Annotated in this window: 22 protein-coding genes; 15 read left to right on the top strand and 7 right to left on the bottom strand. The window is 57.1% G+C overall.

What is annotated here, in order from left to right:
* Positions 1-2 precede the first annotated feature (2 nt).
* On the top strand, positions 3-1,406 hold the full coding sequence (locus NH234_RS16030) for an efflux transporter outer membrane subunit (RefSeq protein WP_367253356.1): 1,404 nt from the start codon (positions 3-5) through the stop codon (positions 1,404-1,406).
* 83 nt (positions 1,407-1,489) lie between these two features.
* Here NH234_RS16030 and NH234_RS16025 read toward each other — a convergent pair whose 3' ends face one another.
* The 4 genes from NH234_RS16025 to NH234_RS16010 all read right to left on the bottom strand — a co-directional run bounded on the left by NH234_RS16025 (position 1,490) and on the right by NH234_RS16010 (position 6,209).
* Positions 1,490-2,050, bottom strand: coding sequence for a TetR/AcrR family transcriptional regulator (locus tag NH234_RS16025; protein ID WP_367253355.1), 561 nt, complete (start codon positions 2,048-2,050; stop codon positions 1,490-1,492).
* A 111-nt stretch (positions 2,051-2,161) separates the two neighbouring features.
* A complete protein-coding gene (locus tag NH234_RS16020) occupies positions 2,162-3,529 on the bottom strand; it encodes an NAD(P)/FAD-dependent oxidoreductase (RefSeq protein WP_367253354.1) in 1,368 nt (455 codons plus the stop codon).
* A 62-nt stretch (positions 3,530-3,591) separates the two neighbouring features.
* Positions 3,592-5,022: a coniferyl aldehyde dehydrogenase gene (locus tag NH234_RS16015; protein WP_367253353.1), complete on the bottom strand. Its 1,431-nt coding sequence runs from the start codon at positions 5,020-5,022 to the stop codon at positions 3,592-3,594.
* A gap of 191 nt (positions 5,023-5,213) precedes the next feature.
* Positions 5,214-6,209: an AraC family transcriptional regulator gene (locus NH234_RS16010; protein WP_367253352.1), complete on the bottom strand. Its 996-nt coding sequence runs from the start codon at positions 6,207-6,209 to the stop codon at positions 5,214-5,216.
* A gap of 300 nt (positions 6,210-6,509) precedes the next feature.
* Between NH234_RS16010 and NH234_RS16005 the strand changes: the two genes are divergently transcribed.
* The 13 genes from NH234_RS16005 (at position 6,510) to NH234_RS15945 (ending at position 19,701) form a co-directional block, all read left to right on the top strand.
* The gene (locus NH234_RS16005; protein WP_085695975.1) at positions 6,510-7,871 is read left to right on the top strand and encodes a DUF1329 domain-containing protein; all 1,362 of its coding nucleotides are present in this window, start codon (positions 6,510-6,512) and stop codon (positions 7,869-7,871) included.
* A 21-nt stretch (positions 7,872-7,892) separates the two neighbouring features.
* The gene (locus tag NH234_RS16000) at positions 7,893-9,746 is read left to right on the top strand and encodes a DUF1302 domain-containing protein (RefSeq protein ID WP_367253351.1); all 1,854 of its coding nucleotides are present in this window, start codon (positions 7,893-7,895) and stop codon (positions 9,744-9,746) included.
* A gap of 62 nt (positions 9,747-9,808) precedes the next feature.
* Positions 9,809-12,169 (top strand): RND family transporter, encoded by a 2,361-nt coding sequence (locus NH234_RS15995; protein ID WP_367253350.1) that lies wholly within the window; start codon positions 9,809-9,811, stop codon positions 12,167-12,169.
* Positions 12,170-12,183: 14 nt separating this feature from the next.
* A complete protein-coding gene (locus NH234_RS15990) occupies positions 12,184-13,149 on the top strand; it encodes a WD40/YVTN/BNR-like repeat-containing protein (RefSeq protein ID WP_367253349.1) in 966 nt (321 codons plus the stop codon).
* A gap of 110 nt (positions 13,150-13,259) precedes the next feature.
* The gene (locus tag NH234_RS15985) at positions 13,260-14,480 is read left to right on the top strand and encodes an amine dehydrogenase large subunit (RefSeq protein WP_367253348.1); all 1,221 of its coding nucleotides are present in this window, start codon (positions 13,260-13,262) and stop codon (positions 14,478-14,480) included.
* The gene (locus tag NH234_RS15980; protein WP_367253347.1) at positions 14,474-15,004 is read left to right on the top strand and encodes a MauE/DoxX family redox-associated membrane protein; all 531 of its coding nucleotides are present in this window, start codon (positions 14,474-14,476) and stop codon (positions 15,002-15,004) included. The genes NH234_RS15985 and NH234_RS15980 overlap by 7 nt, the downstream gene beginning before the upstream one ends.
* The gene (gene mauD, locus NH234_RS15975; protein ID WP_367253346.1) at positions 15,004-15,639 is read left to right on the top strand and encodes a methylamine dehydrogenase accessory protein MauD; all 636 of its coding nucleotides are present in this window, start codon (positions 15,004-15,006) and stop codon (positions 15,637-15,639) included. The genes NH234_RS15980 and mauD overlap by 1 nt, the downstream gene beginning before the upstream one ends.
* A 2-nt stretch (positions 15,640-15,641) precedes the next feature.
* Positions 15,642-16,166 (top strand): methylamine dehydrogenase light chain, encoded by a 525-nt coding sequence (locus NH234_RS15970; protein ID WP_085695982.1) that lies wholly within the window; start codon positions 15,642-15,644, stop codon positions 16,164-16,166.
* Positions 16,167-16,210: 44 nt separating this feature from the next.
* Positions 16,211-16,594, top strand: a complete 384-nt coding sequence (locus NH234_RS15965) for a cytochrome c (RefSeq protein WP_367253345.1) — start codon at positions 16,211-16,213, stop codon at positions 16,592-16,594.
* Between the two features lie 22 nt (positions 16,595-16,616).
* Complete coding sequence (locus NH234_RS15960; RefSeq protein ID WP_085695984.1) at positions 16,617-17,237, top strand: c-type cytochrome; 621 nt, start codon at positions 16,617-16,619, stop codon at positions 17,235-17,237.
* Between the two features lie 27 nt (positions 17,238-17,264).
* Complete coding sequence (locus tag NH234_RS15955) at positions 17,265-17,969, top strand: NAD(P)H-dependent oxidoreductase (RefSeq protein ID WP_367253344.1); 705 nt, start codon at positions 17,265-17,267, stop codon at positions 17,967-17,969.
* A gap of 10 nt (positions 17,970-17,979) precedes the next feature.
* Positions 17,980-18,474 carry a hypothetical protein gene (locus NH234_RS15950; protein WP_085695986.1) on the top strand — a complete coding sequence of 165 codons (495 nt, stop codon included), beginning with the start codon at positions 17,980-17,982 and terminating at the stop codon, positions 18,472-18,474.
* Positions 18,475-19,701, top strand: coding sequence for an acyl-CoA dehydrogenase family protein (locus tag NH234_RS15945; protein WP_367253343.1), 1,227 nt, complete (start codon positions 18,475-18,477; stop codon positions 19,699-19,701).
* Between the two features lie 195 nt (positions 19,702-19,896).
* On the opposite strand, the gene NH234_RS15940 is transcribed toward NH234_RS15945, so the two are convergent.
* The 3 genes from NH234_RS15940 to NH234_RS15930 all read right to left on the bottom strand — a co-directional run bounded on the left by NH234_RS15940 (position 19,897) and on the right by NH234_RS15930 (position 22,405).
* On the bottom strand, positions 19,897-20,814 hold the full coding sequence (locus NH234_RS15940) for a hypothetical protein (protein WP_367253342.1): 918 nt from the start codon (positions 20,812-20,814) through the stop codon (positions 19,897-19,899).
* A gap of 286 nt (positions 20,815-21,100) precedes the next feature.
* Positions 21,101-21,826, bottom strand: coding sequence for a hypothetical protein (locus NH234_RS15935; RefSeq protein ID WP_367253341.1), 726 nt, complete (start codon positions 21,824-21,826; stop codon positions 21,101-21,103).
* Between the two features lie 42 nt (positions 21,827-21,868).
* Positions 21,869-22,405: a hypothetical protein gene (locus NH234_RS15930; RefSeq protein WP_367253340.1), complete on the bottom strand. Its 537-nt coding sequence runs from the start codon at positions 22,403-22,405 to the stop codon at positions 21,869-21,871.
* A gap of 831 nt (positions 22,406-23,236) precedes the next feature.
* On the opposite strand from NH234_RS15930, the gene NH234_RS15925 reads away from it, so the two are divergent.
* Positions 23,237-24,301 carry a hypothetical protein gene (locus NH234_RS15925; protein ID WP_367253339.1) on the top strand — a complete coding sequence of 355 codons (1,065 nt, stop codon included), beginning with the start codon at positions 23,237-23,239 and terminating at the stop codon, positions 24,299-24,301.
* The last annotated feature ends 204 nt before the right edge of the window (positions 24,302-24,505 follow it).

The following is a 24,505-nucleotide window of genomic DNA, read 5'->3' as shown; positions in this document are numbered from 1 at the left end:
CCATGCGTATTTCAGCACTTTCTACGCTGGTGATCGCCATGCTCCTGGGCGGTTGTTCGCTGGCACCGACTTATGAGCGTCCTGTCGCGCCGGTTGCGGAGCACTGGGCGGAAGAGACGACGAAGCAGGGCAGTCCGATCAATCAACTGGCGTGGCAGACGTTTATCGTCGATCCCGAGTTGCGCCGTTTGGTGGTAATCGCCCTGGACAACAACCGCTCGTTGCGACAGACGCTTCTGGACATCGAGCAGGCCCGGGCGCAGTACCGCATTCAGCGGGCCGACCGGGTTCCGGGGTTGAACGCCAATGCCTCCGGCAACCGTCAGCGCTTGCCGGCGGATCTGGCCAGCAATGGCCAGGCGGGCGTTGCCAGCAGTTATCAGGTTGGCGTGTCGCTGCCGGAATACGAGCTTGATCTGTTCGGCCGGGTGAAGAGCCTCACTGACTCTGCGCTGCAGGAGTATCTGGCGACTGAAGAAGCGGCCCGCGCCGCGCAAATCGCTCTGATTGCCGAAGTCAGCCAGGCTTATCTGATTCACGATGGCGCCCAGCGTCGTCTGGAGCTGACTCAGCAAACCCTGATCAGCCGCGAGTACTCGTTCGCGCTGATCAGCCAGCGCCGCTCGAACGGCACGGCCACAGCGCTGGACTATCAGGAAGCATTGGGGCTGGTCGAGCAATCCCGCGCCGAACAGGAAAACAATCTGCGGCAGAAACAGCAGGCCTTCAACGCGCTGGTGTTGTTGCTCGGCACCAAGGATGCAGCGAAGTCGATTCCTGAACGGCTGTCGACCGAGCCGATGCTGGTTCAGGACATTGCGCCTGACACCACCTCCACCTTGATCGAGCGCCGACCGGACATCCTCGCCGCCGAGCATCGATTGCAGGCGCGCAATGCCGACATCGGCGCTGCTCGGGCGGCGTTCTTTCCGCGCATCAGCCTGACCGGCAGCTTCGGCACCTCCAGCGCGCAGATGTCCGGTTTGTTCGACGGGGGCTCGCGGTCCTGGAGTTTTGTGCCGAACCTGTCGCTGCCGTTGTTCGATGCCGGGCGCAACAGTGCGGGGTTGAGCCTGGCGGAAGTGCGCAAGGACTCAGCGGTGGCAGCTTATGAGGGCACGATTCAGACGGCGTTTCGCGAGGTCGCCGATGCACTGGCCGCCACCGACACCTTGCGCCGGGAGGAGGCGGCGCGACGCGCGTTGGCCAACACCAGCAGCGAAACCCTGAAACTGGCCAAGGCGCGTTATGAAGGCGGCATCGACAGTCACCTGCGTTACCTTGATGCCCAGCGCACCAGCTTCGTCAACGAAACGGCAGTTATCGAGATCAGCACTCAGCGGCAGATAGCCTTGGTCGATCTGTTCCGGTCGCTGGGCGGAGGCTGGTCGCCAGAAAAGTCCTGACAACAGCTCCTTTGGGTTGGCACGTCCAGCCATTCAGCCCCGTGAACCGAGAGGTCGCGGGGCTTTTTTTGCCTTGCGGAACGTTATTGAGGACGGACGGGATTGGCAGCGCCATGCAGGAACATCTGTTCCACGACGTTGGCCGAGTTGGCACTGGCGGCACGCCCACGGCGTTCGGCATCGACCATGGCGAAGATCATGGTCAGGAACAGCTCGGTGAAGACTGCTGCCGTGATGTCAATACGGAACACGCCCAACTGCTGGCCGCGTAGAAAGAAGGCATCGAGGGCATCGAGGTAGAACTGCCAGCGCTTGCCTTCATCGGTGTCCGTGAATGTGTCGGGGCGATACTGAAAGAGCAGGAAAACCAGCATTTCACGATGCGCCAAATGCTCATTGACCAAACCGCGCAGGGCTTGCACCGGATCGCCATTCAACAGATCGGTTGTGGTGGTGATCTGGTTTAGAACGGTTTCACCGTGGCTTTCCATGATCTGCACCAGATTGTCACGGGTGCCGCAGAAGCGGTGCAGCGTCGCCTTGCTCACGCCGGCGGCTTCAGCCAGTTCCTTGAGCGTCGCGCGTGGACGATCAACGATGGCCAAAGCCAGCGCCTTGATGAGTCGTTCATCTTGAGAAGCCATGGACGTCAGTCTCTGATTTAATTTCAATGTCGGGAATTGTGCAGAAAAAGCTCTTTACTGCAACGAAAACCTCAAGACTAATGAAGTTAATTCATCTGAGACATCTTTTACTCAGGTTTTTGGTTCCAAAGCTTTTTCTTCCCACCAGTCCCAGGCTCGAAGTGCGCGTCGGGCCATTCTGCCGCCAAGAAAGGTCAGTGTGTCGCTACTCAACGAAATCGACCGACGATTGACGATCCAGAAGTCTGTCAGTTCGGTCTTATTGCCGTTGAGCAGGTCGGCAATGGTTCGGCCATTGAGGTGGGTCAAGGCCACTCCATGACCAAAGCATCCGCCGGAATAGATAACGCGTTCGTCATTGATGAAGCTAATCTCTGGAACCATATCAACATTTACCGAAACAGGCCCGCCCCATCGATAGTCGATTCGAGTATCCCTGAGTTGCGGGTAGATCCACTTCAAATGCGCTTCACAGTGATCCCAGCTCGCCGGTGCAGGCACCTCACGCATGGCTTCTGTCCGATAAACGATCGCATCACCGCCGCCCATGATGATGCGGCCATCGGCGGTCGGTCTGAAGTAATGGAGCATTTGGCGGTTGTCGCCAAACGACTGCCTGTCCTTCCAGCCAATGCTGTCCCATTGCTTCTCTGTCAATGGTTCGGTGACGATCTGATAGGTCCAAAGCGGGTACTGACGGGTCTGCAGCCGTCGGGTGTCGGGTATTTGCCGTGAATAGGCATTGGTGGCCACGACGATTTTGTCAGCCGCGATTTTGTGGCTCGGCGTTTCGATGAGAATGACCGAAGCCGTTCGTTCGATATGGGTCACCGGCGTGGTCTCGTAGATTTCCACCCCGGCGGATTCCGCCAGTCTCTTCAGCGCTCGCACCTGTTTGCAGGGGTCGAGTTGCCCGGTATCGGATTCGTATACTCCACCGGCGAACTGATCCGAATGGAAGTCCTGCTGTACCCGGGATCTGTCTCTCCAGATCATGTCGTCATCAATGCCCAGCTCCTGGAAAAGCTGATAGGTTTTCTTCATTCGATCCAGTTGCTTGTCACAATAACTTATGCGGACCAGGCCGTTGTGTTGGTAGTCGGACTGGAACTGGTGCTCTTCGATGAGGTTTCTGGTGTAGGCCACGGCCTTTTTTAAGTATTGATGGGCCTCGAGCATTTTCTGCCGTCCCCAGCGCAACAGCACCATCTCCGGCTCCAGGCCAAACATTTTCGTACTGAATCCGGCATTGCGACCGCTGGCACCAAAGCCGACGATAGCTGCTTCCAGCACCACCACCCGGGCGTTGGGGTTGTCCTGCTTGAACTGCCAAGCGGTATTCAGGCCGGTGAACCCGGCGCCGATGATCACCACATCCGCCTTGAAACTTTGAGCCAGCGGCGGGTTGGGTGAGTAAGCGCCGTAGTTGCGTTGCCAAAACGATTTGTTTTCCAGGTGCGCACGCGGATCGACTGTCATGTTCTTGTTCTCGTCATCAGGAAGGGGGCGAAGGCCCTACAGCTATCGGATGACCGCTTGAGTCAGCGTCCCAGCATCAGGCGCATCAACCGGTCGAAAAGTTTTCCATAGGGTGGGTAGAGCAACGGGAAGGCCGGGCGGATGAATTGCTTGAAGATCGGGCGCAGCTTGGAGAATTCTACGAAACCTTCATACCCGTGGTAGTGCCCCATGCCGCTGGCGCCCACGCCGCCGAAAGGCAGGTCGTGCTGGGCGACATGCAGACCGCAGTCGTTGATGGCCACGCCTCCCGACTGTGTCAGCGCGATGACCTTTTCCTGAACCGCTCGCTGATGAGTGAACAGATAAAGTGCCAGCGGGTGATCGCGATCCTGGATGTAGTTCAGCACTTCATCGAGGGTTCGATAGGTTTTCACCGGCAGGATCGGTCCGAAGATCTCCTCTTGCATCAGATGCATGTCCTCGTGGGTGTTCACCACCAGCACCGGGCAGATTTTTCGCGTCTGCGCGTCATGGGTGCGCCCGGGAAGCAACGGGATGATTCTTGCCCCTTTGTTCCGCGCGTCTTCCAGATAGTTTTGCAATCGTTCGTAGGAGGGGCGGTCAATGATCGATGTGTAGTCGCTCGCTTCGATAGCGCTGTAGCGCTTGGCCCCGACTGCACGACATTGGCTGACGAAGGCTTCGAGCTGCGACTCGTGAACGAAGGCATAGTCGGGTGCCACGCAGGTCTGGCCCGCGTTGACCGTCTTCATTTGCATGATGCGCGTGGCCGCTGTCTTCAGGTCGAAGTCTTCGGCCACGATGACGGGGGATTTGCCACCCAATTCGAGCGTGACCGGTGTCAGGTTGGCCGAGGCCGCTTTCATGACCTGACGCCCGGTATCCGCCGAGCCGGTGAAGATCAAGTGGTCAAACGGAAGGCTCGAAAAAACCGACCCGCTGACATTCGGCACGATGGCCAGCGTCTCTTCGACAAAATTCTCCGCGACCAACCGATGCAGCAATTTGCACAAATGCCGCGAGTTCGCGGCCATTTTCACCATGCAACGGTTGCCGGCTGCCAGTGCACTGGTCACCGGCCCCATCACCAGAAACAAAGGGTAATTCCACGGCGCGACTACACCGACGACGCCTTTGGGCTGCGGAACCACGGTGTTGCGTGCACCCAGAAACCAGATCGAACCGTGCCTGGACTGGGGCTTCATCCAGCTCCCTAGGCGTTTGCGGCAATCACGAATGCCGTCAACCGATAGGAATAACTCAAGGAGTTTCGTTTCCTGGTGGGCCCGGTTTCCGAAATCCTGGCTGATCGCTTCGCAAATGGCGTGCTGGTTATCCAGCAACAGTCGTTCCAGTCGTTTAAGGTTGGCTTTTCGTGTCTGCAGGCTCGGAACAGGGTTGGTCCGGTGCGCGGCCGTTTGTAGGGTAAATATACGTGTGGCCTCTGCTTCGCTGCGGTCGATGGAGAGCGCCGGGGCTGCCAGGTTCATGCTGAAATCTCCGGTGGACAGTCGGATTGGCGTCTGACGGATGCCGCCGGGTGCGCAGCGGCCCGATCGTCAGGCCCAAAGGAAGGATTTCAGGTTAGCGAGCGGGTCGGTCGACGAATTGTCCGTGGGTGCCAGTCTTGTCGGCACAACGTGCCAACCATCAGCTCGGGCGGCTGTGCCGTGTCGGTCGATCAACGAAGAGGCAGGTGGGCAGCACGGTATTGTTGGGGGGATTGGCCGGTCCAGCGGCGAAAGGCGCGAGTGAACGAGCTGGATTCGGAATAGCCGACCAGCAACGAAATCTCCGTCACCGAATAATCCGAGCCCTGCATGTAGGCCAGGGCCAGTTCCCGTCGTACATCTTCGATCAGCGATGAAAATTCGATGCCTTGATCCTTGAGTCGGCGCTGTAAGGTGCGCCGGCTAAGGCCCATTTGCTCGCTGATCTCCACCAACGACAGGTTGCCGCTGCTCATGCCCGAGGCAATCATGCGGGTGATCTGCGGCAGGATGTCGTCGGAAATTACCCGCTCCTTTCGTTGCCGCTCAAGATACGGCTCAAGGGCCTCATGCAAGCGTTCGTTGGCATGGGAAACCGGCAGGCGCAGGGTGTTGAGCGACAAGTGAAGCCGGTTGCTGGGCTGATTGAAATGGATCGGGCACTGGAAGATTCGCTTGTGTGCAGAAATATCTGCTGGTTTTGCGTGTTCGAAGTCGACACGAAGCGGCTTGATCATGCAGTCCGTCAGCAGATTGATCTGGTGGAAAATCGACGCAATCGTGAATTCCGAATCCTGACGTCGATAGAGGATGGTCGGGGCGATGATCTTATATTCGACATAGGCCGATCTGGATTCGCACTCGAAGTTAATGACTGACTCCTGAGCGAAAACAATGATGAACTGTTCCAGCATGCGCAGCGCTTTTTCGACGCTCGGCGCGCAGTGCAGGGCATGGCCGAGTGCACCGAAATCATTGGCTTCGGTCTGAATGCCCAGATCAAGGCCGATATCAGGGTTCACCGTGCCGGCTGCCTCCCAGAGTGCGACGTACTGCTCGCCGGGTATTTCGATGTCGGCCCGTTCAAGGACCCGGGTGTCCATGCCTACGGCACTCAGGTGTGGTGCAAAGACATCGCGGAATCGACGAAAGAAGTTTTCAGACATGACGGTACGGACGGATTTCATTGTGCGCTACGGCCTTTGATTGCTTGACTAGCCTGTTCTTGTTGCCCGACGGGCCTTTTCATCATCAGCCTTTCGCGGGCACGAGGGCAAGCTGCACCCGCCTGAGCGTTTCACTCGATTGGCGTCAGATGTCAAAAGCCCTGTCATCTGCTGGCAAGCCGTCTCCCGGTGCCTTGGTTAGTTTTTGCATCGAGGTGTACCAGAACCTTGTTTGGGCTGGATGTTTGTCAGCCCCTTTTTCAACCGGTCCGGTCATCCCTTCAACAAAAACACATAACAAGATCCCTCCAGGAGACGTACATGAGAAACCTCCCGCGTTCGTTGTTGGGTGGCGCGCTGTTGGCGCTCTGCGGTTTCAGTCAGGTGCACGCCGTTGCGGCGGCTGACTTCAGCAAACCGGGTGGGGAACTGACACCCATCGGCGCAGAAAAGGCCGGCAACGCCGATGGAAGCATTCCCGCGTGGAACGGCGGCCTTGCGAAGGCGCCAGCCGGCTGGACACCGGGCCATGGTGATCCCTACGCCGGCGACAAGCCCCTTTACTCTATCGATGCAAACAACCTGGCCCAATACCTGAAACTTCTTCCCGAAGGTCAGGCCGCACTGATCAAGGCCTATCCCGGCTACCACCTGAACGTTTACCCGAGTCATCGCAGTTGTGCGATCCCGGATGAAGTGGCTGCGCGCACGAAGTCACTGGCCGGTCAGGCGCGGATCGGCAGCGATGGCTGGCGCCTGGAGCAGGCCGCCGGCGCCGCCGTGCCTTTCCCGATTCCGGAAAACGGCATTCAGGCGATGTGGAACTACAAGTTGCGCTACATGGCCAAGGGGCGTCGTGCGCAGATTTCGTTCCTGATGCGGGAAAAGGGTGGGTCCCTGACCGAAGTCAAACAATGGGCGAGCGAGTTCTACCCCTATAACGACGCGGCGGTAAAGGCGCCGGCTGACACCGATGGCATCGAAGCCAAGCTGCTTTACGACGTGTTGTCGCCATCCTCCCGTGCTGGCGAGATGTACCTGGTGCACTCGTTTCTCGATAAGGTCCAGAGTTCGTGGATCTATTTTCCCGGTCAGCGTCGGGTACGTCTGGCGCCATCGTTCGCCTACGACAATCCCATCGCCGGTTCCGACAATCTGTACTTTGTCGATCAGATCAACATGTTCACCGGCGCGCTGGATCGCTACGACTTCAAGTTGATCGGCAAGCAAGAAATGGTCGTGCCTTACAACTCTTACAAGCTTGTCGACAAGTCCAACACCTACGAAAAATTGATCGGCCAGGACTACCTGAATCGAGACGTGCAACGTTATGAGAAGCATCGGGTATGGGTAGTCGAGGCCACGGTCAAGGCTGACAAGCGCCATTCGTTCGCCAAGCGGATGTTCTATTTCGACGAGGACAGCTGGAGCCTGTTGCATGTCGACATGTATGACGCCAAGGGCAATCTCTGGCGGATACAGGAGGGCAGTCTGTGGGCAGATCCCGAGATTCAGACGTGTACAGGATTCGAATACGTCAGCTACGACCTGATCGCGCGGCGCTATATCGCTGACGGATTCACTCAGGAAGGGGAGTCCATCGATCTGACGGCAGGTCTGCAAGGACGCGTGAGCGACAAGATGTTCAACGCCAATGAGCTGCGTCGTCGCGGCGAACGCTGATCCCTTCCAGAGAGCTGTCCCATGAACAAGAGCAATAATTCATGCGGTGCAATCGCACCGCAGGGAGCCCCGTTCCTGCGAAACGCCTGCGTGCTGGCGGTTGCCTTAGCGATCAACCTGGCGTGGATACCATCGAGTCATGCCCTGATGTTCGGCAACGAGGCGGGGATTTCCGGCAGCTTCGACTCCACGCTGTCCGTTGGCTTCGCCAGCCGCCTGCAGTCACCCGATTGCCACATCCTCGGCAACGACAGTGGCGGCTGCAACACCGGCACCGGCAATGAACTGGCGCGCTACTACAACCCGGTTCGGGGCAACGGCTACGCCAATGCCGACATTAACTACAGCAACGGCGACGACGGCAATCTCAACTACGACAAGCACGATGTGTATTCCGAAGTCATCAAGGGCAATCATGAATTGAGCCTGCGCTTTGGCGATGGCTGGAGTGCGCTGGGCCGGGTCGCCTGGGCCAGGGACTTCAAGATGGACAACGTGCGCACCACCGGACTGGACGATCAGGCCAGGCGAGATGCTACCGAGCGTTTCGACCTGCTTGATCTGTGGGTGGCTAAACGTTTCGATCTGGGCGACATGCCGGCCAAGGTCAAGGTCGGTAATCAAGTGATCAGCTGGGGATCGGAAATCTTCGTGCCCGGTGGCATCAACCAGATCAACGCCCTGAGCCTGCCCAAGTACCACACCCCCGGTACCCAGTTGAAAGAGGTGTTCGTTCCGGCACCGATGGCTTCATTCAATATTGGCCTGACCGACACCGTCAGTGTTGAGGCTTACTACCAGTTCAAATGGAATGCCTATGCCCTCGATCCGGTGGGTACTTACTTCTCGTCGGCGGATGTCGTGGGTGAGGGCCGTCGTCCAATCTATTACCCGACAAACTACGTGGAAGGACTGACGGGCAGCGGCGCCTGTGCCGGTCTGCCGAAAGGTCATTGTGGTGCGCCGAACATCAGCGGCCTGAGCGATGCCGAGCTGATCGTTGCAGGACTCGCCGTTCCCTACGGCGGAGAGCGCGAAGCAAGGAATGGCGGCCAGTACGGTATTGCACTGCGCTGGACGGCGGAAATCATTGCGACCGACTTCGGTGTGTTCTATCAGCGTTATCACGACAAGCTGCCCTTTGTCGGGTACTCCGCCGTCAATAACCCGGACAATCTGGTGGTGGACAATTACTTCATCAACTACGGCGAAGATAAAAACCTGTTCGGATTGTCGGCAAGCACCATGGCCGGCCCGGTCGCGGTCGCCGGCGAGATTTCCTACCGGCCAGAGGACAGCGTGGCGATTGACCCGACCGTGCCGTTCGGACGCGGCCTCACGGGGAGCTACAACCCCTACAGCGTGTTCGATACCGGCGTGAACAAAGGCTTTGTCGAAGAAAAGAAATGGCAGGTCGACGTGAATGCCGTTTACACCTTCTCCGCCAATGATCCGCTCGGATTTATCCCGAGCGCGCTGGGCGCTTCGGATGGTTTCATCCTCGCCGAAGCGGTGGCCACGCGTTATCCGGGGCTGGACACCTCCGGCAAGGTGCCTTATCTGCTGCCGGACTACTCGATCCCGGACAAGACCTCCTGGGGCTACGTCACCGAGGTCGGCATCAACTATCCCAACCTGTTCGACACCGGTATCACAGTCACTCCGCAGCTAGATTTCAGCCATGACGTGAAGGGCACGTCGCCCAACGCCATGCCGTTCGTGGAGGGGCGCAAATCGCTCAGCGCCGCGCTGCTGTTCAACTACCGCGACCGCTGGAAGGGTGGACTGCAATGGGTGCAGTTCTGGGGCGGTGGCGACAACAACCTGATGGCTGACCGCGATTTCCTCAGCGGCAACGTTTCCTACTCCTTCTGATCCCGCAGCGCGATCCGGGCGACGAAAGGTTGTCCGCGATAGCGGCTGTATCGAGGCATTCCATGGTGGCTTTCCTGGTGTCGGCGCTCGAGCGCTTTTTCTTCCGTCATCGCCTGGCAACGCTTGGCCTGCTGGCGGTCATCACAATGATCATGGGCAACTTCGCCTCGCGACTGGAGATGTCGGCCGGTTTCGACAAGCAACTGCCGCAGCAACACGAATTCATCAAGACCTTTAACCAGTACCGCGACGTGCTGTTCGGCGCCAACCGGGTGATCGTGGTGCTGCATGCCAGGCACGGTGATATCTGGAACAGACAGGCGATGACTCGCCTGTACGACCTGACCCAGACGCTGTTTTTCATGCCCGGCATCGACCGGCGCAGCGTCACCTCGCTGTGGACACCCAACACCCGTGCCGTTCAGATCACGGAAGAGGGCATGAAGGCCGAAGACGTGATCGGTGGCGATGTCACCGTGAGCACGCTGGACGACCAGGCGATTGCCGGCATTCGCGAGCGCACCATCGTCGGCGGTTTCGTCGGCAGTCTGGTGGCCAACGACTACAGCGGCGCTATGGTGGTGGCCGAACTGGCCGACCCGGATCCGCAGACCGGCCAGCGTCTTAATTACCTGCAATTCAGTCAGCGTCTGGAAGACGAAGTCCGTGCGAAATACGCCGATGCCGATCTCGACGTGCAGATTATCGGCTTCGCCAGACAAATGGGCGATATCGGTGCCGGTGCCAAGAGCGTGGTGGCCTTTTTCGCCCTGGCCTTCGTGCTCACGGCACTGGCTGTCTATGGATATACCCGCTCTTGGGCGCTGACACTGTTGCCGTTGCTGTGCTCTCTGGTGTCGGTGGTCTGGCAGTTCGGCACCCTCACGCTGCTGGGCTTCGGGCTCGATCCACTGGCGATACTCGTGCCGTTCCTGGTGTTTGCGGTAGGGGTGTCCCACGGCGTGCAACAGGTCAATTTCATCGCCAGGGAGGTCTGTGCCGGGGCCGACGGGATGACCGCCGCCCGGCGCAGCTTCGTTGCGCTGTTCATACCCGGCACGTTGGCCCTGATCACGGCATTCGTCGGTTTTGCCACGCTGGTACTAGTTCCGATCCCGATGATTCGCGAGTTGGCGATCACGGCGTCGGTCGGTGTGGCGTACAAGATCATCACCAACCTGATCATGTTGCCGTTGATGGCAAGCTATTTCCGTTTCGATCAGGGCTGGGTCGCACGGGTCGAACGGCTGCGGGCCAGACGCGACAATGCGATGGTCAGACTCGGACGCATTGCCGAACCGCGCAATGCAGTGATTACGACCTTGTTGTGTCTGTCGCTGATGGCCATGGCGGTATGGCAAAGCCAGGGTCGACACATTGGTCATGTACTGCCTGGAGCACCGGAGTTGCGCGAGGATTCGCGCTACAACCGGGATGTGGAAAGTGTGGTCAGCCATTTTTCCTTGGGGCTCGACCAGTTCACCGTGGTGGTGGAAACGCCTGCGGGCGGCTGCTATCGGCAAGACGTCATGGCCCACGTGGATCGTCTGACCTGGGCACTGGGCAACATACCGGGCGTGCTTTCGGCGCAATCGCTGCCGGCCCTGGCGAAGCTGGCGGCCTCCGGGGTCAATGAGGGCAACCCGAAATGGGCCGCTCTGCCTCGGGATGAGTTGTCGCTGGGTGAGGCTGTCCGTCAGGTTCCGGAAGCACTGCATCTCTACAACGCCGACTGCACACTGCTGCCGGTCAATCTGTATCTGGCCGATCACAAGGCCAGCACCCTCAAACGGGTGGTCAACGCCGTCGAGCGCTATCGGGCCGAACACGGCATGCCCGGCGTGACCCTACGCCTGGCCAGCGGCAATGCCGGTGTTCAGGCAGCGACCAACGACGTGGTCGAAGCCTGCGAACTACCGATGATGTTGTATGTGTACCTGACCATCGCGCTGCTGGTGCTGCTGGTCTATCGCGACTGGCGCGCAATGATCGCCTGCTGTGCACCGCTGACGCTGGCGACCTTTCTCGGCTACGGGTTCATGAAAGCGCTCGACATCGGCCTGACCGTCGCCACCTTGCCGGTGATGGTACTCGCCGTTGGCATCGGCGTGGATTACGCGTTCTATATCTACAACCGCTTGCAGATGCATCTGGCCCGTGGTCAGGACATCGTCAATGCCTTCCAGTTGGCCCTGCGAGAAGTAGGCGTGGCAACGGTGTTCACCGCATTGACCCTGTCAGTCGGTGTCGCCACCTGGTCGTTCTCGGCGCTGAAGTTTCAGGCTGACATGGGACTGCTACTGACTTTCATGTTCATGGCCAACATGTTGATGGCCATTACCCTGCTGCCCGCATTGGCCGTGGTACTGGAAATCCTGATTCCGCGTCGGGGGCCGGTTCGTGCGCCTCTGATCGCGCACTGACGAGGAGCCCCTCGATGATTGTACTTCAATGGTTTCGTTGGTTGGCCGTGGCCTGGGTTCTGGTTTTCGTCGGCAGGCTTTGGGCAACTGAAATCGATTCACCGGCTATTTTGCTGAACAACGCGCAATCGGCCCCGTTGGTGGCGGTCGCCCGGACCGGACAGCACTGGGTGGCGGTCGGCGACCACGGCGTGATCGTTCATTCCGATGATGGCCGGGTCTGGACCCAATCCAAAAGCGTCCCGGTCGACGGTTTGCTGACTGCGTTGAGCTTCGCCGATGACCGGCAGGGCTGGGCGGTCGGCCACAATGGTGTGGTGTTGCACAGCGATGACGGCGGCCAGACCTGGGTCCTGCAAAAGCGTCTGGACGACCAACCGACTCTGCTTTCGGTGTGGTTTGAAAATGCCCGCCACGGCATGGTCGTCGGTGCTTATGGCTACGCTGCGCAGACCCTGGACGGTGGCGCGACATGGCAAGCGATGCAGGTGGGTGAGGAGGGCGAGGATCATCATCTCAACGCCTTGTTTGCAGGGCGTGATGGCACGTTGTTCATTGCCGCGGAATCCGGCAAGGCCTTTCGCTCCAGCGATCACGGTGCGACCTGGCAGTCGCTGGATACCGGTGTCAGTGGTTCGCTGTGGGGTGGAACCGGCTTGCGCGACGGGCGCCTCCTTCTGGTCGGCATGAGCGGGCGGGTGCTGATGGGGGACAGTTCCGGCAGATACTGGCAAAGGCTGGACAGCGGCAGCCACGAGGCGATCACCGCCGTCACCCAACTCAATGACGGTCGCGTTGCCTGGGTCGGCAACGGCGGACTGGTCGGGCGTTCCGACACGGCTGTCGAACATTTCTCTGTCGAGCAGCGCGAGGATCGTTTGAACCTCGCGGCTCTGGCGGCGAACACCAGCGGCGATCTGCTGCTGTTCGGTCCGACAGGCGTGATCGTTCCCGACGCCGTCCCGGGAGCTGAAAAATGACACCGGATGCCAACCGCACTGTCACCCCGGGTCAAGTCGCCGCAGATACCCCCCGCATAGACTGGAATCCAGGCCGACTGGGTCGTTCGAAGCCACGGAAGTGTGTTTTTATGCTCAAGTGTTCACTGCAACTTTTACTGTGTGGTTTGACCTTTTTCTGTGCCGTATCGCCGGTATTCGCCGGGTTCGTGCCCGAGCAGGCCGGAGTCGAAGTGTTGGGAGATCACCGCGACCGGAACTGGTTTTGGATCTGGGGCAGCAATGCCCCGAACATGGTCGACGGGCGTGCGTATCTGTTCGATGACAACGGTCGCAATCTCGGCTTGTTGAGCACCGGCATGTGGTCCAACGGACTGGTGTTGTCGCACCGACGCGACGAGATTTACGCCAGTGAGATCTATTTCAGCCGTGGCGTGCGTGGCAAGCGCACGGACGTGGTCACGGTCTACGACGCCAGGACTCTGAGCCCGAAGCACGAGATCGAAATCCCCGCCAAGCGCATGTCGGCGCTGATCTCCAGCGGCCTTAGCGTACTGTCGGACGATGAGCGTTTTTTGCTGGTGGTCAACTTCACACCTGCGCAATCGGTCTCTATCGTTGATCTGGAAAACCGGCAGTTTGTCAGCGAAGTGGCAACACCGGGATGTGCTTCCGTGTACCCGGCCGGACCACGGGATTTCTACGCGATTTGCGGCAATGGCGGATTCTTCCATCTACGTCTAGATGATCAGGGGCAGGTGGTGCTGCAAGAACGCACCGTCCCCGCGTTCGACCCACTGCAGGATCTGCTGCTGACCACCGGTTCGCGTGTTGGCGACACCTGGTATTTCGTCTCGCAGAAAAACAACGCCTACGCGCTGAAAATGACCGCCGAGGGTGTGGTGCCGGTGCATCACTGGCCATTGGTCAGCGATGCCGAGCGTGCCGATGGCTGGAGCATCGCCGGCAACCATGGCACTGCCTTGCACGAGCGCAGCGGCCGGTTGTTCGTGTTGATGCACAAGGACAAACCGGAGAATTACCAGAAGCCCGGCACCGAAGTCTGGGTCTATGACCTGAAGACCCGACAGCGTTTGAAGCGCATTGAACTGAACGAGCAAAGTACCGCCATCGGTGTCAGCCAAGGTCAGCAACCTCGGCTCTACAGCCTCGACTGGGTAGTACCGATGCCAAAACTTTTCACCATGTGGATCTACCTCACCCAGGGCGATGCAGGACTGATGCCTCTGTTGCGTCAGGGGATCAACCTCTACGACGCCGACAGTGGCCAGCATCTGCGCAGTGTTGGCGATATTCCGCTGGGCTTCATGAATGTGGTGATGCCATGGTGATCGGTGATCCGCTCGTGCATCTGGCCAGCGCTGGTTTGCTCGCACTTCTGTTGGGTTCGAGCGGCATGCAAAAGCTGCGCAATCGCTCGGCCTTCGATCAAGTGGTGCAGCGCTACGGGCTCGGACAAGGATCTCGCAGGGTGCTAATTATTTTATTGCCTGTCGTGGAAATCCTCTGCGCAGCTGGACTGCTTCTAAGTCAGGAGATTCCTTGGCTGGCTTCACCCGCCGTGGTGTTGCTGGGACTTTATGCCGGCGTCCTGGCTGTCAGCGTTCGACGCGGCGTGGCGATCGAAGATTGCGGTTGCCACTTCGGGGGCAAACCTCAGCCACCTAGTGTTGCTTTGGTCTGGCGCAACCTGCTGCTTACGGGGCTGGCGCTGAATCTTGTACTGCCCGCCACTGGCCGCCCGTTGGCGTGGCTCGACGTACTGACCCTGTTCTTTCTGCTCATCAGCGCGACCGCCCTGTACGGGTTGGCCCATTTGCTGATGGCCAACCACGCTGCCTTGAGGAAACTGTGATGACCACGATGCATGCGCTGATGATTTCCAACGTCCTGTCCTGGTTGATGACACTTGCGCTGTTACTGGCCGTCTGGGCGCTGGCCCGGCAGATCGGTGTGCTGCACGAACGCATCAAACCGGTGGGGGCGTTGTCCCTGGGTAAATCGATCAAGGCTGGCGAAGTCGCTCCGCCGTTCACCCTAACCAGCCTCACCGGCGGCACGGTGAGCATCGGTGGGGGCAGCGCCTATGGGCAATCGACATTGCTGTTCTTTCTCTCGGAAACCTGCCCGGTATGCAAGACGCTGCTGCCGGTGCTTAAGTCCTTGCGTCAGCACGAAAGGGCGCGCTTGCGCGTAGTGCTCGCCAGCGACGGCGACCTGACCGCCCATCAAGCCTTCATCGATGCGCAACGCCTGCATGAGTTTCCCTACCTGCTGTCGCAGGAAGTCGGTCTGGCCTATCAGATCAGCAAGTTGCCGTACGGCGTGTTGATTGATGCCAACGGCACCGTGGTCACTCATGGCCTGATCAACTCCCGTGAGCATCTGGAAAGCCTGCTGGAAGCCCAGGACACGGGATATGCCTCGATTCAGGCGTACCGGGCAACGTTGCAGGTGTCCGATGAGCCTCTTTACAAACAGGTGCACTGAGCATGGCGATCAAATGGTTCGATGAAGCGGCGGAGATGTTCTCCCGTCGGATCGCCCGCAATACGTCGCGGCGAGGATTTCTGGGCGGTCTGGGGACGATGATGATCGGGGTTGGCGCCACGACATTGCTGCCGGTTTTTCGCAGCGGCGCCTTTGCTCAGACCAGCCCGGGACTGGTGGAAAGCGGCGATCCGAACAGCTGCGACTACTGGCGTTATTGCGCTATCGACGGTTTTCTCTGTGGTTGCTGTGGCGGCACGGTCAACAGTTGTCCCCCGGGCACCGTGCGCTCGGACATCACCTGGATCGGCACTTGCCGCAACCCGTCTGACGGCAAGGACTACGTCATCTCTTACAACGATTGCTGCGGCAAAAGTAACTGTGGCCGCTGCGTGTGCCAGCGCGATCAGGGCGATACGCCGCTTTACCGTCCGCAAAGCTCGAACGATCTGAACTGGTGTTCCGGCAGCCTTGCCGACATGCCGTATCACTGCTCGCTGTCGGTGGTCATCGGGGTGAAAGAGTAGGGATGGCCAGTCGCGTACTTGTCGCGTTCACACTGGTGTGCGGGATGTCGTTTGCAGCTTCCGGGAGCTGGGCAACCGAGCCCCGGCAGTTCGATTACATGGTCAATTGCCAGGGTTGTCATCTGCCAGACGGCAGCGGTAATCCGCAACGTCAGGTTCCGGCATTTCCCGGCCAGCTCGGCAAATTCCTGAGTGTGCCCGGTGGCCGGGCGTATCTGGTGCAGGTGCCGGGCTCGGCGCTGTCCGGGCTGTCGGATGAGGCGCTCGCTGGTGTCCTCAACTGGATGCTGACGACGTTCAGCCCGGCTGAGTTGCCCGATGATTTCGAGCCCTACACGGCCCGTGAAGTGCAGCGCTTGCGACCTTCCGTACCCACCGACATCCAGCATGTTCGCGAAGACTTGCTGCAGCAAATCGCCCGGCAATAACAACAATGGAGAACGGCTAACGATGAAAGTCAGGATTACGTTCGGCGTGCTGCTGTTCGCCTTGATACTTGATGCTCACGCTGAAGTGCCTGCACAGGCTGGCAGCTGCGTGGCGTGCCACGGCGCCGATGGGCAGGGCAACCCGGCATTGGGCGCGCCCCGTCTGGCCGGCCAACAGGCTGTATATCTCGAGACGCAATTGCAGAACTTCAAGAGCGGACGGCGCGGCTACGACGCCCGTGATACACACGGCACGCAGATGCGTGCAATCGCCACCCCTCTGAGCGACAGCGATATGAAGTCACTGGCCGGGTATTTCTCGAGTCAGATATTGACCGGCAAGCGCAAGGCTGCGCCATCCGACGAACCCAATGGGCAAGCGCTTTACCAGGCGACGTGCTCCGCGTGCCACGGACCGAAAGGCGAAGGTTTCGCCCACTTGAAAACGCCGAATCTCGGCATCCTCGATAGCGCCTACATCGATCGCCAGCTCGAGCATTTTGCTCAAGGCCTGCGTGGCGGGGAAAACCATGCCGACGAGCTGGGCATCTGGATGCGCGGCATCGCCCTGCAAATTGCGAATGAAGGTGATCGCAAGTCGGTTGCCGCTTACCTCGGCAGCCAGACAAGTGCTGCCCCCTGATCATTATCTGAAGCTGGAACGGTTTTCATGAATGTATTGATTGTGCATGCGCACCCGGAGCCGGGCTCCTTCACCACGGCAATGAAAGATCTCGCGGTGCAGGTAATTGCCGGGCAGGGCAACGAGGTCATCGTTTCCGATCTGTATGCCCAGAACTTTAATCCCGTTGCCAGTGCAGAAGACTTCAACCAGCGGGCCAATCCCGAGTACCTCGTCTATGCACTGGAGCAGCGGCACAACAACAAACAAGGCAGCCTCATGGCGGACATTCAGGCAGAGCTGGACAAGGTCCAGTGGGCCGATCTGATCATTTTCAGCTTCCCGATCTACTGGTTCGGCATGCCGGCAATTCTCAAGGGCTGGGTCGATCGGGTGTTTATCTCCGGCTATTGCTACGGCGGGCGGCGCATCTACGACCTGGGTGGATTGCGAGGCAAGTCGGCGATGCTCGCAGTCTCTCTGGGCGGGCAACGGCACATGTTCGGCGCCGGGGCCATTCATGGCGAAATCGAGACACTGCTGCGCCCGATTCACCAGGGCATGCTCGGATATGTCGGACTCGAGGTCCTGCCGCCGTTCATCGCCTGGCATGTGCCCTACATCAGCGATGAAGGCCGGCGCGAATACCTCACGCAATACCGTCAACACCTGCTCGACCTGGAGCAGCACACACCGTTGTCGATGCCTGCAATGAGTGACTACGACGAGACTCTTCGACCTAAGCGAACGTGAGCCAATACCGATGCTTTCCAAACAGTTCATCAGCGGGTTCCGTCACGAACTCTCCAACCGAGCCTTTGCCTTGATGGCGGTAAGGCGCATGACAGAACGACTACAAGGCGATGAGCGCCGCGTGTTCTGGAAAACCTATTGGGATCTGGAACGGTTTAACAGTCCGCGCTATTCGGCAGCGGCCCGACAGTGGGGACTGGAATTCAAGCCGGGGATCTTTCCGAAAACCAAGGCCTGGCTTATTTCTTCTGTGCCAAGACCATGGATGGGTATGTTGCTGAAAATCGTCCATCGGGAAACCGTCAAATACCTGCAGTGGCTCAAGGCGCTGCGGGATATCGGTCCGACGGAATCACGGGTGTTCCTCAATTACATGATCGAACAGGAAGAGCTGCAGATCGAGTTGATGCAGTTGGCCTTGGCGAACCGTTATACGGAAATCGTGCGGCGCGCGGACCGGTTCTTCCTCAAGTACAGCGGTGTCATTTTAAGCAGAGGTGAGTAAATGACGATGTTCCCCAAACGTATGGCCGATGAGCTTTATCATGACTTGATGTCCTCAGAAACAGTGAAGGGGGTTCGCAGGGAGGTTCGTGCATTCGCCGATGAATTCGTGGCGCCCAGAGCCTATGAAATCGCCCACCGAGACGAAAGCATCGAGAACTTTCCACGCGACGTATTCGATGCCATGGCGCGCCACGGCATTTTTGCCATTCCCTTTGCGCAGCAGGATGGTGGTCGTGGCCTTGAACATCGAGTGCTAGCCACAGCGACGGTCTGCGAGGAATTGGCCTACCACAGCAACTCGATTGCCGCTGTGTTCGATGTACACTGCATTCTTGCTGGACGGACGCTGGAGAAGGGCAGTGATGCCATTCGCGAGCGCTACCTGAAGCCGGTGATCCGTGGAGAAAAAATCGGCGCATTTGCTACGACCGAACCACTGGCAAGCACCGATCTTTCGCCTAGAGCTGTTGCGACGATTGCGCGTCGAGAGGGTGATCTTTACATCCTAAACGGGCAAAAACGCTTTATCACCAACTCTCCCGTGGCCGATTTTATCGTTGTGCTTTGCCGCAGCGACGAGGACGGCATGGTCGAGCTGGTGGTCGAGACCGATCAGCCTGGTGTGCGGATTGGCAAACCGGATCTGAAAATGGGCAATCGCGGTCAGCTCACCGCTGATGTGCATTTCGATCATGTCGAGGTTCCGATCGAGCGCCGCATCGGCGGGGTCAACCAGGGACTGCGTGTAGCACTGGCGACTTTGACGTTCGGCAGGATCGGCATTGCGGCCACCGGTGTCGGCATGGCTCAGGCCGCGTTTGATCATTCCACGGAGCATTTGCGCAACCGTGAAGCTTTCGGCAAGAAACTCGGTGCCTTCCAGCACTGGCAGTTCCGGATGGCCGAGCGTGCCACCCAGATTGAAAATGCACGCAATCTCTACATCAAGGCCGCACTGCGCATGGATATGGGCACCGAGTTCCCCGAGCCAGAGGCCGCGATGGCGAAATTCTATGCCACCGAGGCCGCCGGCGACATGGCGCGTGATGGCGTGCAGATCTTTGGGGGATACGGCTTCTTGCGTGAACTTTCCGAAGACGGAAGTCATTACAAGGTCGAAGAGATCTACCGGGACAACAAGATCAGCGAAATTTATGAGGGGACAAATGAAATCCAACGAATGGTCATTGCCCGGCAAATATTTGGTAAGGGCTTAGTAGGCTGACTGATTGCTTTCAGCTGTAAGTGGAGGTTTTATAAGCGTCCGTTAACGGCCAGAAGCGGACGTTCACAAGCGACCGCTACCGGCCAAGAGCGGACTGTGCCCCTCTCTTCGAATGACCGCATCAGTAGCCGAGAATTCGAGAACCGTGTCATACACTGATCAATACTTTAGGCGACTGGTAGGGTAAAACTCGGATTAATTCTCAACCTCGTTCAGTAGGCGTTGTAATTCATCAGCCCAAAGACTGAGTTGGAAGTTTTGTGGGTCATCATGGGCATCATCGAGCCCTAAATCCAAGTCTGCGTGGAATGCTGGGATGAGCCATTCCCCAGCCCTCAGACTGGCAGCAATGTAAACGAGTGCTAAACGACGATACTGGGGAACAGCAAATCCGGGAGCTGGAGCAACTGCACCGTTTTTGATTTTTTTCTCTGATGCATTCCTATCTGTCACTGGTGCGGATCTCCTCGGTTGCACTAACTCAATGTGCAGAAAGCGGCCACGAACCTCTTCATCTGGTACGTGCGGGAAACGCTTGTTGTATGTTAACTCGAACTTCGTCGAGCGCCAGCCTCGCTCAAAAGGCATCGCAGTAACCGACTGTCCGTGACGACTGATAAAAACATGCGCTTTCGACTTTTCACCTTTCTGCCAAACCGTTACATCGTTGTGCTTCCAGGTCTCTGTATCGATGTCCTTCGGGAAAGGGGCCTTGAGGAGGTTGGGGGTACTGGTGTCGTGCACTACAAAATACTTAGCGGGAAACTGGCCAGTTTTGTGAGTTTCGGCCTGCGACACGGGTAGATCGAGGCTTCCGCCGATGTCATTCTCCTTGATCTGCTGGGCGGACAGATAGCGCCTGAGCTGTGGGACTGTTAACCCAACTTTCTGACCGACTCGATTCACAAATACATCTGGCAGAACCACCGGTGCAGATGAAATATGACCCCAGAAAAGGACTTCCCTTAATAGGCAAGAAGCTTGGCTGACCGCGTTTCCTTTGAATGACAACAACTCAGGATCATAAGGGCAGGGTATTTTGGTTGTTTCAGGGCTTGCGAGCACTGGGCTCGCCATCATGCCAATCAAAATGGCTAGGGTTTTAATTTCCATATTTGGGCTCGTGGTCAGCAATCCATCTTTAACGATAGGTCAGTTGGGAGGGCACAATGTGACTGGAGCAGAAAAAAATTTAGGGGCCGCGTGAGCACTCAATCATGCGGCAACTTGGCAACCTTTTTGGACATGCCTCGCAAGCTGACAGTGTCAAGGGAGTGGATTGGGCGGGCGCCTAGGGCCTAATCATCCAAGGAAGGAGTTTTGTAATCGCAATACCTGAATCTGTCAGAGGTCGCAGCAACGCAGAGAGCTGATACCGCCAATCTTCATGATCACTTTGCTAAAATTCCTTCGCACAAGTCTGAACCCTGGGAACTACGTCTGCATCTAGCTGGGCTGGTGTGAATAGCAGCATTGCGCTTGGGCCTGCAGCGGATTTAGGCGTGTTCGCTAATGCTTCTTTCAATTTCTGAAGATCCGGCTGAGCTAAGACAACGTCGCGTTGGACGCGCACGAGCTTTGAGGTGACGTCATTAAGAGCGATGTTTACGTTACGTAGGCCTGAAGGAGTCAGCTCAATTCCATCAGGTACTTCGCCCACAACCCCATACATGCATTTCAAGGCCTCTGATGCCTTAAAGTAGTTTTCCGACTGAACCTTGATCTGATAGTGATCCGTGTAAATGGAAGAAACACCCGCTACACCTGCCCCTTGATAAATCCATGCCTTGGTTCCGGTTAAAGCGCCGGCAACACCCCATAAACCTCCAAGGACGGTAGCTCCGTCGCCTACATTCATCGTATTCACCAGGCCCTCGTATTGCACGGTATATAGCTTGTGGTATATCTCTAGGTTGAGTCGAAAGTCGGACAGATTTTTAGCGGTATTCAATCCTATGGAGGACTCACCTTTCATCCAGCTTGGATTCATTATCCGAGCATTACTGCCATCTCGCCTGACGGCCTCCTGCTCGGACACATTCACCACCGGCAGAGGATACGGATTTACACAGCCAGAAATTAGGCCCGCGGCCAGCATCAAACTCGATCTTGAAAACTTGGCCATTTGGCCTCCCTGCAGTTCAGGTTGTTACGGCGAATTGATCGCTCAAGAAAACAACTCGCTTCCATACTGCTGAATTTCATCAAAGGAGCGTGTGGAGTCCAGCTTTGCAGAGCCCGGAATTATCTCGAAGGTGACGCCGTAACCGAGGCCCACCTTAATTTTGTTATTTCGCCAAGGGTCGCCTCCCAGCTCGACAATCGCGCGGACCGACGCTTCACCAATGCTTTCATCGCCACCAACGTCGGCATAGATGGCATAGACCGACATCCCGTCGACCGACAACTTGGCAATGTCACCCAGGCTGCATTTGATACCGGTGACGGCCTTCCAATTGCCCGGCAAAACGAAGTAGGGGATTTCTAGCGCATTTACGTATTCTCCATCACCGCGCCAGCCGCGGCTCCGCCGCAGTGAAGTATCCAATTGCCCATGCTCGTCGATGACGTCGGCATTAGGCGCCCCATCGGCATCTGCCGCGGCGTCCGATAAGACATGGACGTGGCCATTATCTAGGAGTACCACGACGGGGGCTTTATGGGGTGGTTGTGAGGATGTCCACGGATGGTCGATCTTGTGCATAGAGTCCCTTCCCATCTTCTAATGTCAGATAGACATTATTAGCGTAGATGGCTAGCCGAATGCGTCAACGTGCAAGCGAATTATTTTAAGCGCCTTTACTCCGTTGTACTCTAGGGCGCGCGGGCGTCGCATCCATCTGCGATGCGGTGAGCGGCCATTCATGAAGTTGAACGTGGTGGAAAAACCGGTAGTGATTAGGTGATTCCAACAGCGCAAGTGGTAATGGTTAATGTGAGAGTCGATGGACAGTTGTGGTTAGCGGCAAAAATTGCGACACACTATGGTGCAGCCGCCCAGCAAATTTTAATTAGTCATATCCAACCAAGTAGGATTTGAGTCGGTAGTTAATCGTATTTGGCTATTGCACCATTTTCGATTTAATCTGAGGAGGCCGGCTGCCTGCGCTACCCTTCAACTGCTCAAGCTTCCTGAGGCCACACTAGTTGGCGTTAGGGGCGAAGCAGTATGTTGCGTACGGAATGTCGGTGCGAGACCTTCAGCAACTCGCCCAGGCACTCAATACCTCGCTACGTTAGGTATTAACGTGACTACCGCGGATACAGCGTTCCAAGCGCGGGCGAGACTGGAGGCTTGTTTAGCCTTGGGTATTTTTTCCAGCGAGCAGCTTTCCCTTTCAGTCTGAGCTGAGTCAGTTCGGAGCGGTACCGTATGCCTTAAACGCGGGTATGCATCGCAATATGAGCACGGTCTGAAAGTGAAGCGCTGTGAACACTGGAGGAAAGAGGATGGCCATCTCACCTCGAGGAACTGAAACGAGTGTTGAACCTGATCCCTACTGACATTAATAACCCTAATTCAGGAGACACCCGCATGAAAATTAACACCTGGATCGCCGCTGCAATGATATTAGTCGGGAGTTTCGAAATTTCATATGCAGATACAGCTATTTCCCCCGCATGCTCTAGACAATCCGCACCTATAGATCTACCGATTGATGCTCCTCCTGCAAAAAAAAATATTGAATCCGATGCATCTACGAATGTGGCAAAAGCCGCATTGCGCCTAGTATATTCGATAGAAAACGGCCTCCCTGACCCCTATCTTGCGGTGACAGGAAATTTCGATGGCCAAGGCCTTTCACTTGGACTTATACAATTCAATTTCGGAGGAAGTGCTCAAAAAGTCTTCTCGAAAATCCCCTACGAAGTATACTCAAGAACCATGCCAAAATTTGGTGACTCATTCTACAAGGCAGTACATGCTAGCTCGACCTCTTCATCGATCCAATTGCTCACAGGAATGCAAACTGGCAATGGCCGTGTGTGGCGAGTAAATAAAGATGCCAAATCAGAGTTAGAAGAGTTTCTTGGAAGTCCTGACGTTCGTTCAGCACAAGATCAAGCAGTCGCTGTTGAGTATCAAGCTGCCTATAGTCGTGCTTACCAATGGGCTGTTGCTAGAGGGTCAAAAAATCCGTCGCCACGCGAAATCGCTACATTTATGGACAATCAAGTATTCAGTGGAGGCGCTTTAGGAGGAATCTGGATTGAACAAGCAAAAGCGTTTCGCGTAAGTTTTGACAACGACGGTAAAATGATTGCTTTCGTTTCACAATGGCTACTTTCGTGTCCCTATACAGGCCCTGATCTTTTGTGGGGTCGAGAGGATGCCCAGCATAATGCAGAGGCTTGGACGAAAGCTTTTCCTTTAGGATCAAAACTTTCGGATGAACGTGCCCTTCTATTCGCTTTTGGATTTCTCAGGGCCCTAACTGCAAACGGCCCACCAACTCAAAAAGGGCAGCCGGAACAGCACGGTATTTTTAAGGCTCAGGTTGTCGAGCGCAGAGGACTAATTGCACTGGGCGCTGGAACAGCAAACGGGATCAAATGGCCGGGAGGGATATTGGATCAAGACTTAGAACGAGTAAAATAATAGTCTAGTGTCTTACATAGAGTCATTTACTAGTACTGGTTGCTGCTACAACGATATCAGCCTCAGCCTGCGCGATTACATCGCGAATACTTGGCAGGGTATGCTTGCGAAAGTGCGCTCCAATCGACCACCCGTTTGCATTCGACCTGACCAGCCATTTGCATTAGCGCTGACCACGATTGCATCGGAATTGCCCGACACACA

This window comes from Pseudomonas sp. stari2 (genome assembly GCF_040760005.1).
GTDB lineage: Bacteria > Pseudomonadota > Gammaproteobacteria > Pseudomonadales > Pseudomonadaceae > Aquipseudomonas.
Note: the sequence above shows the minus strand (reverse complement) of the source record. Positions and strands in the feature narration are given on the sequence as shown.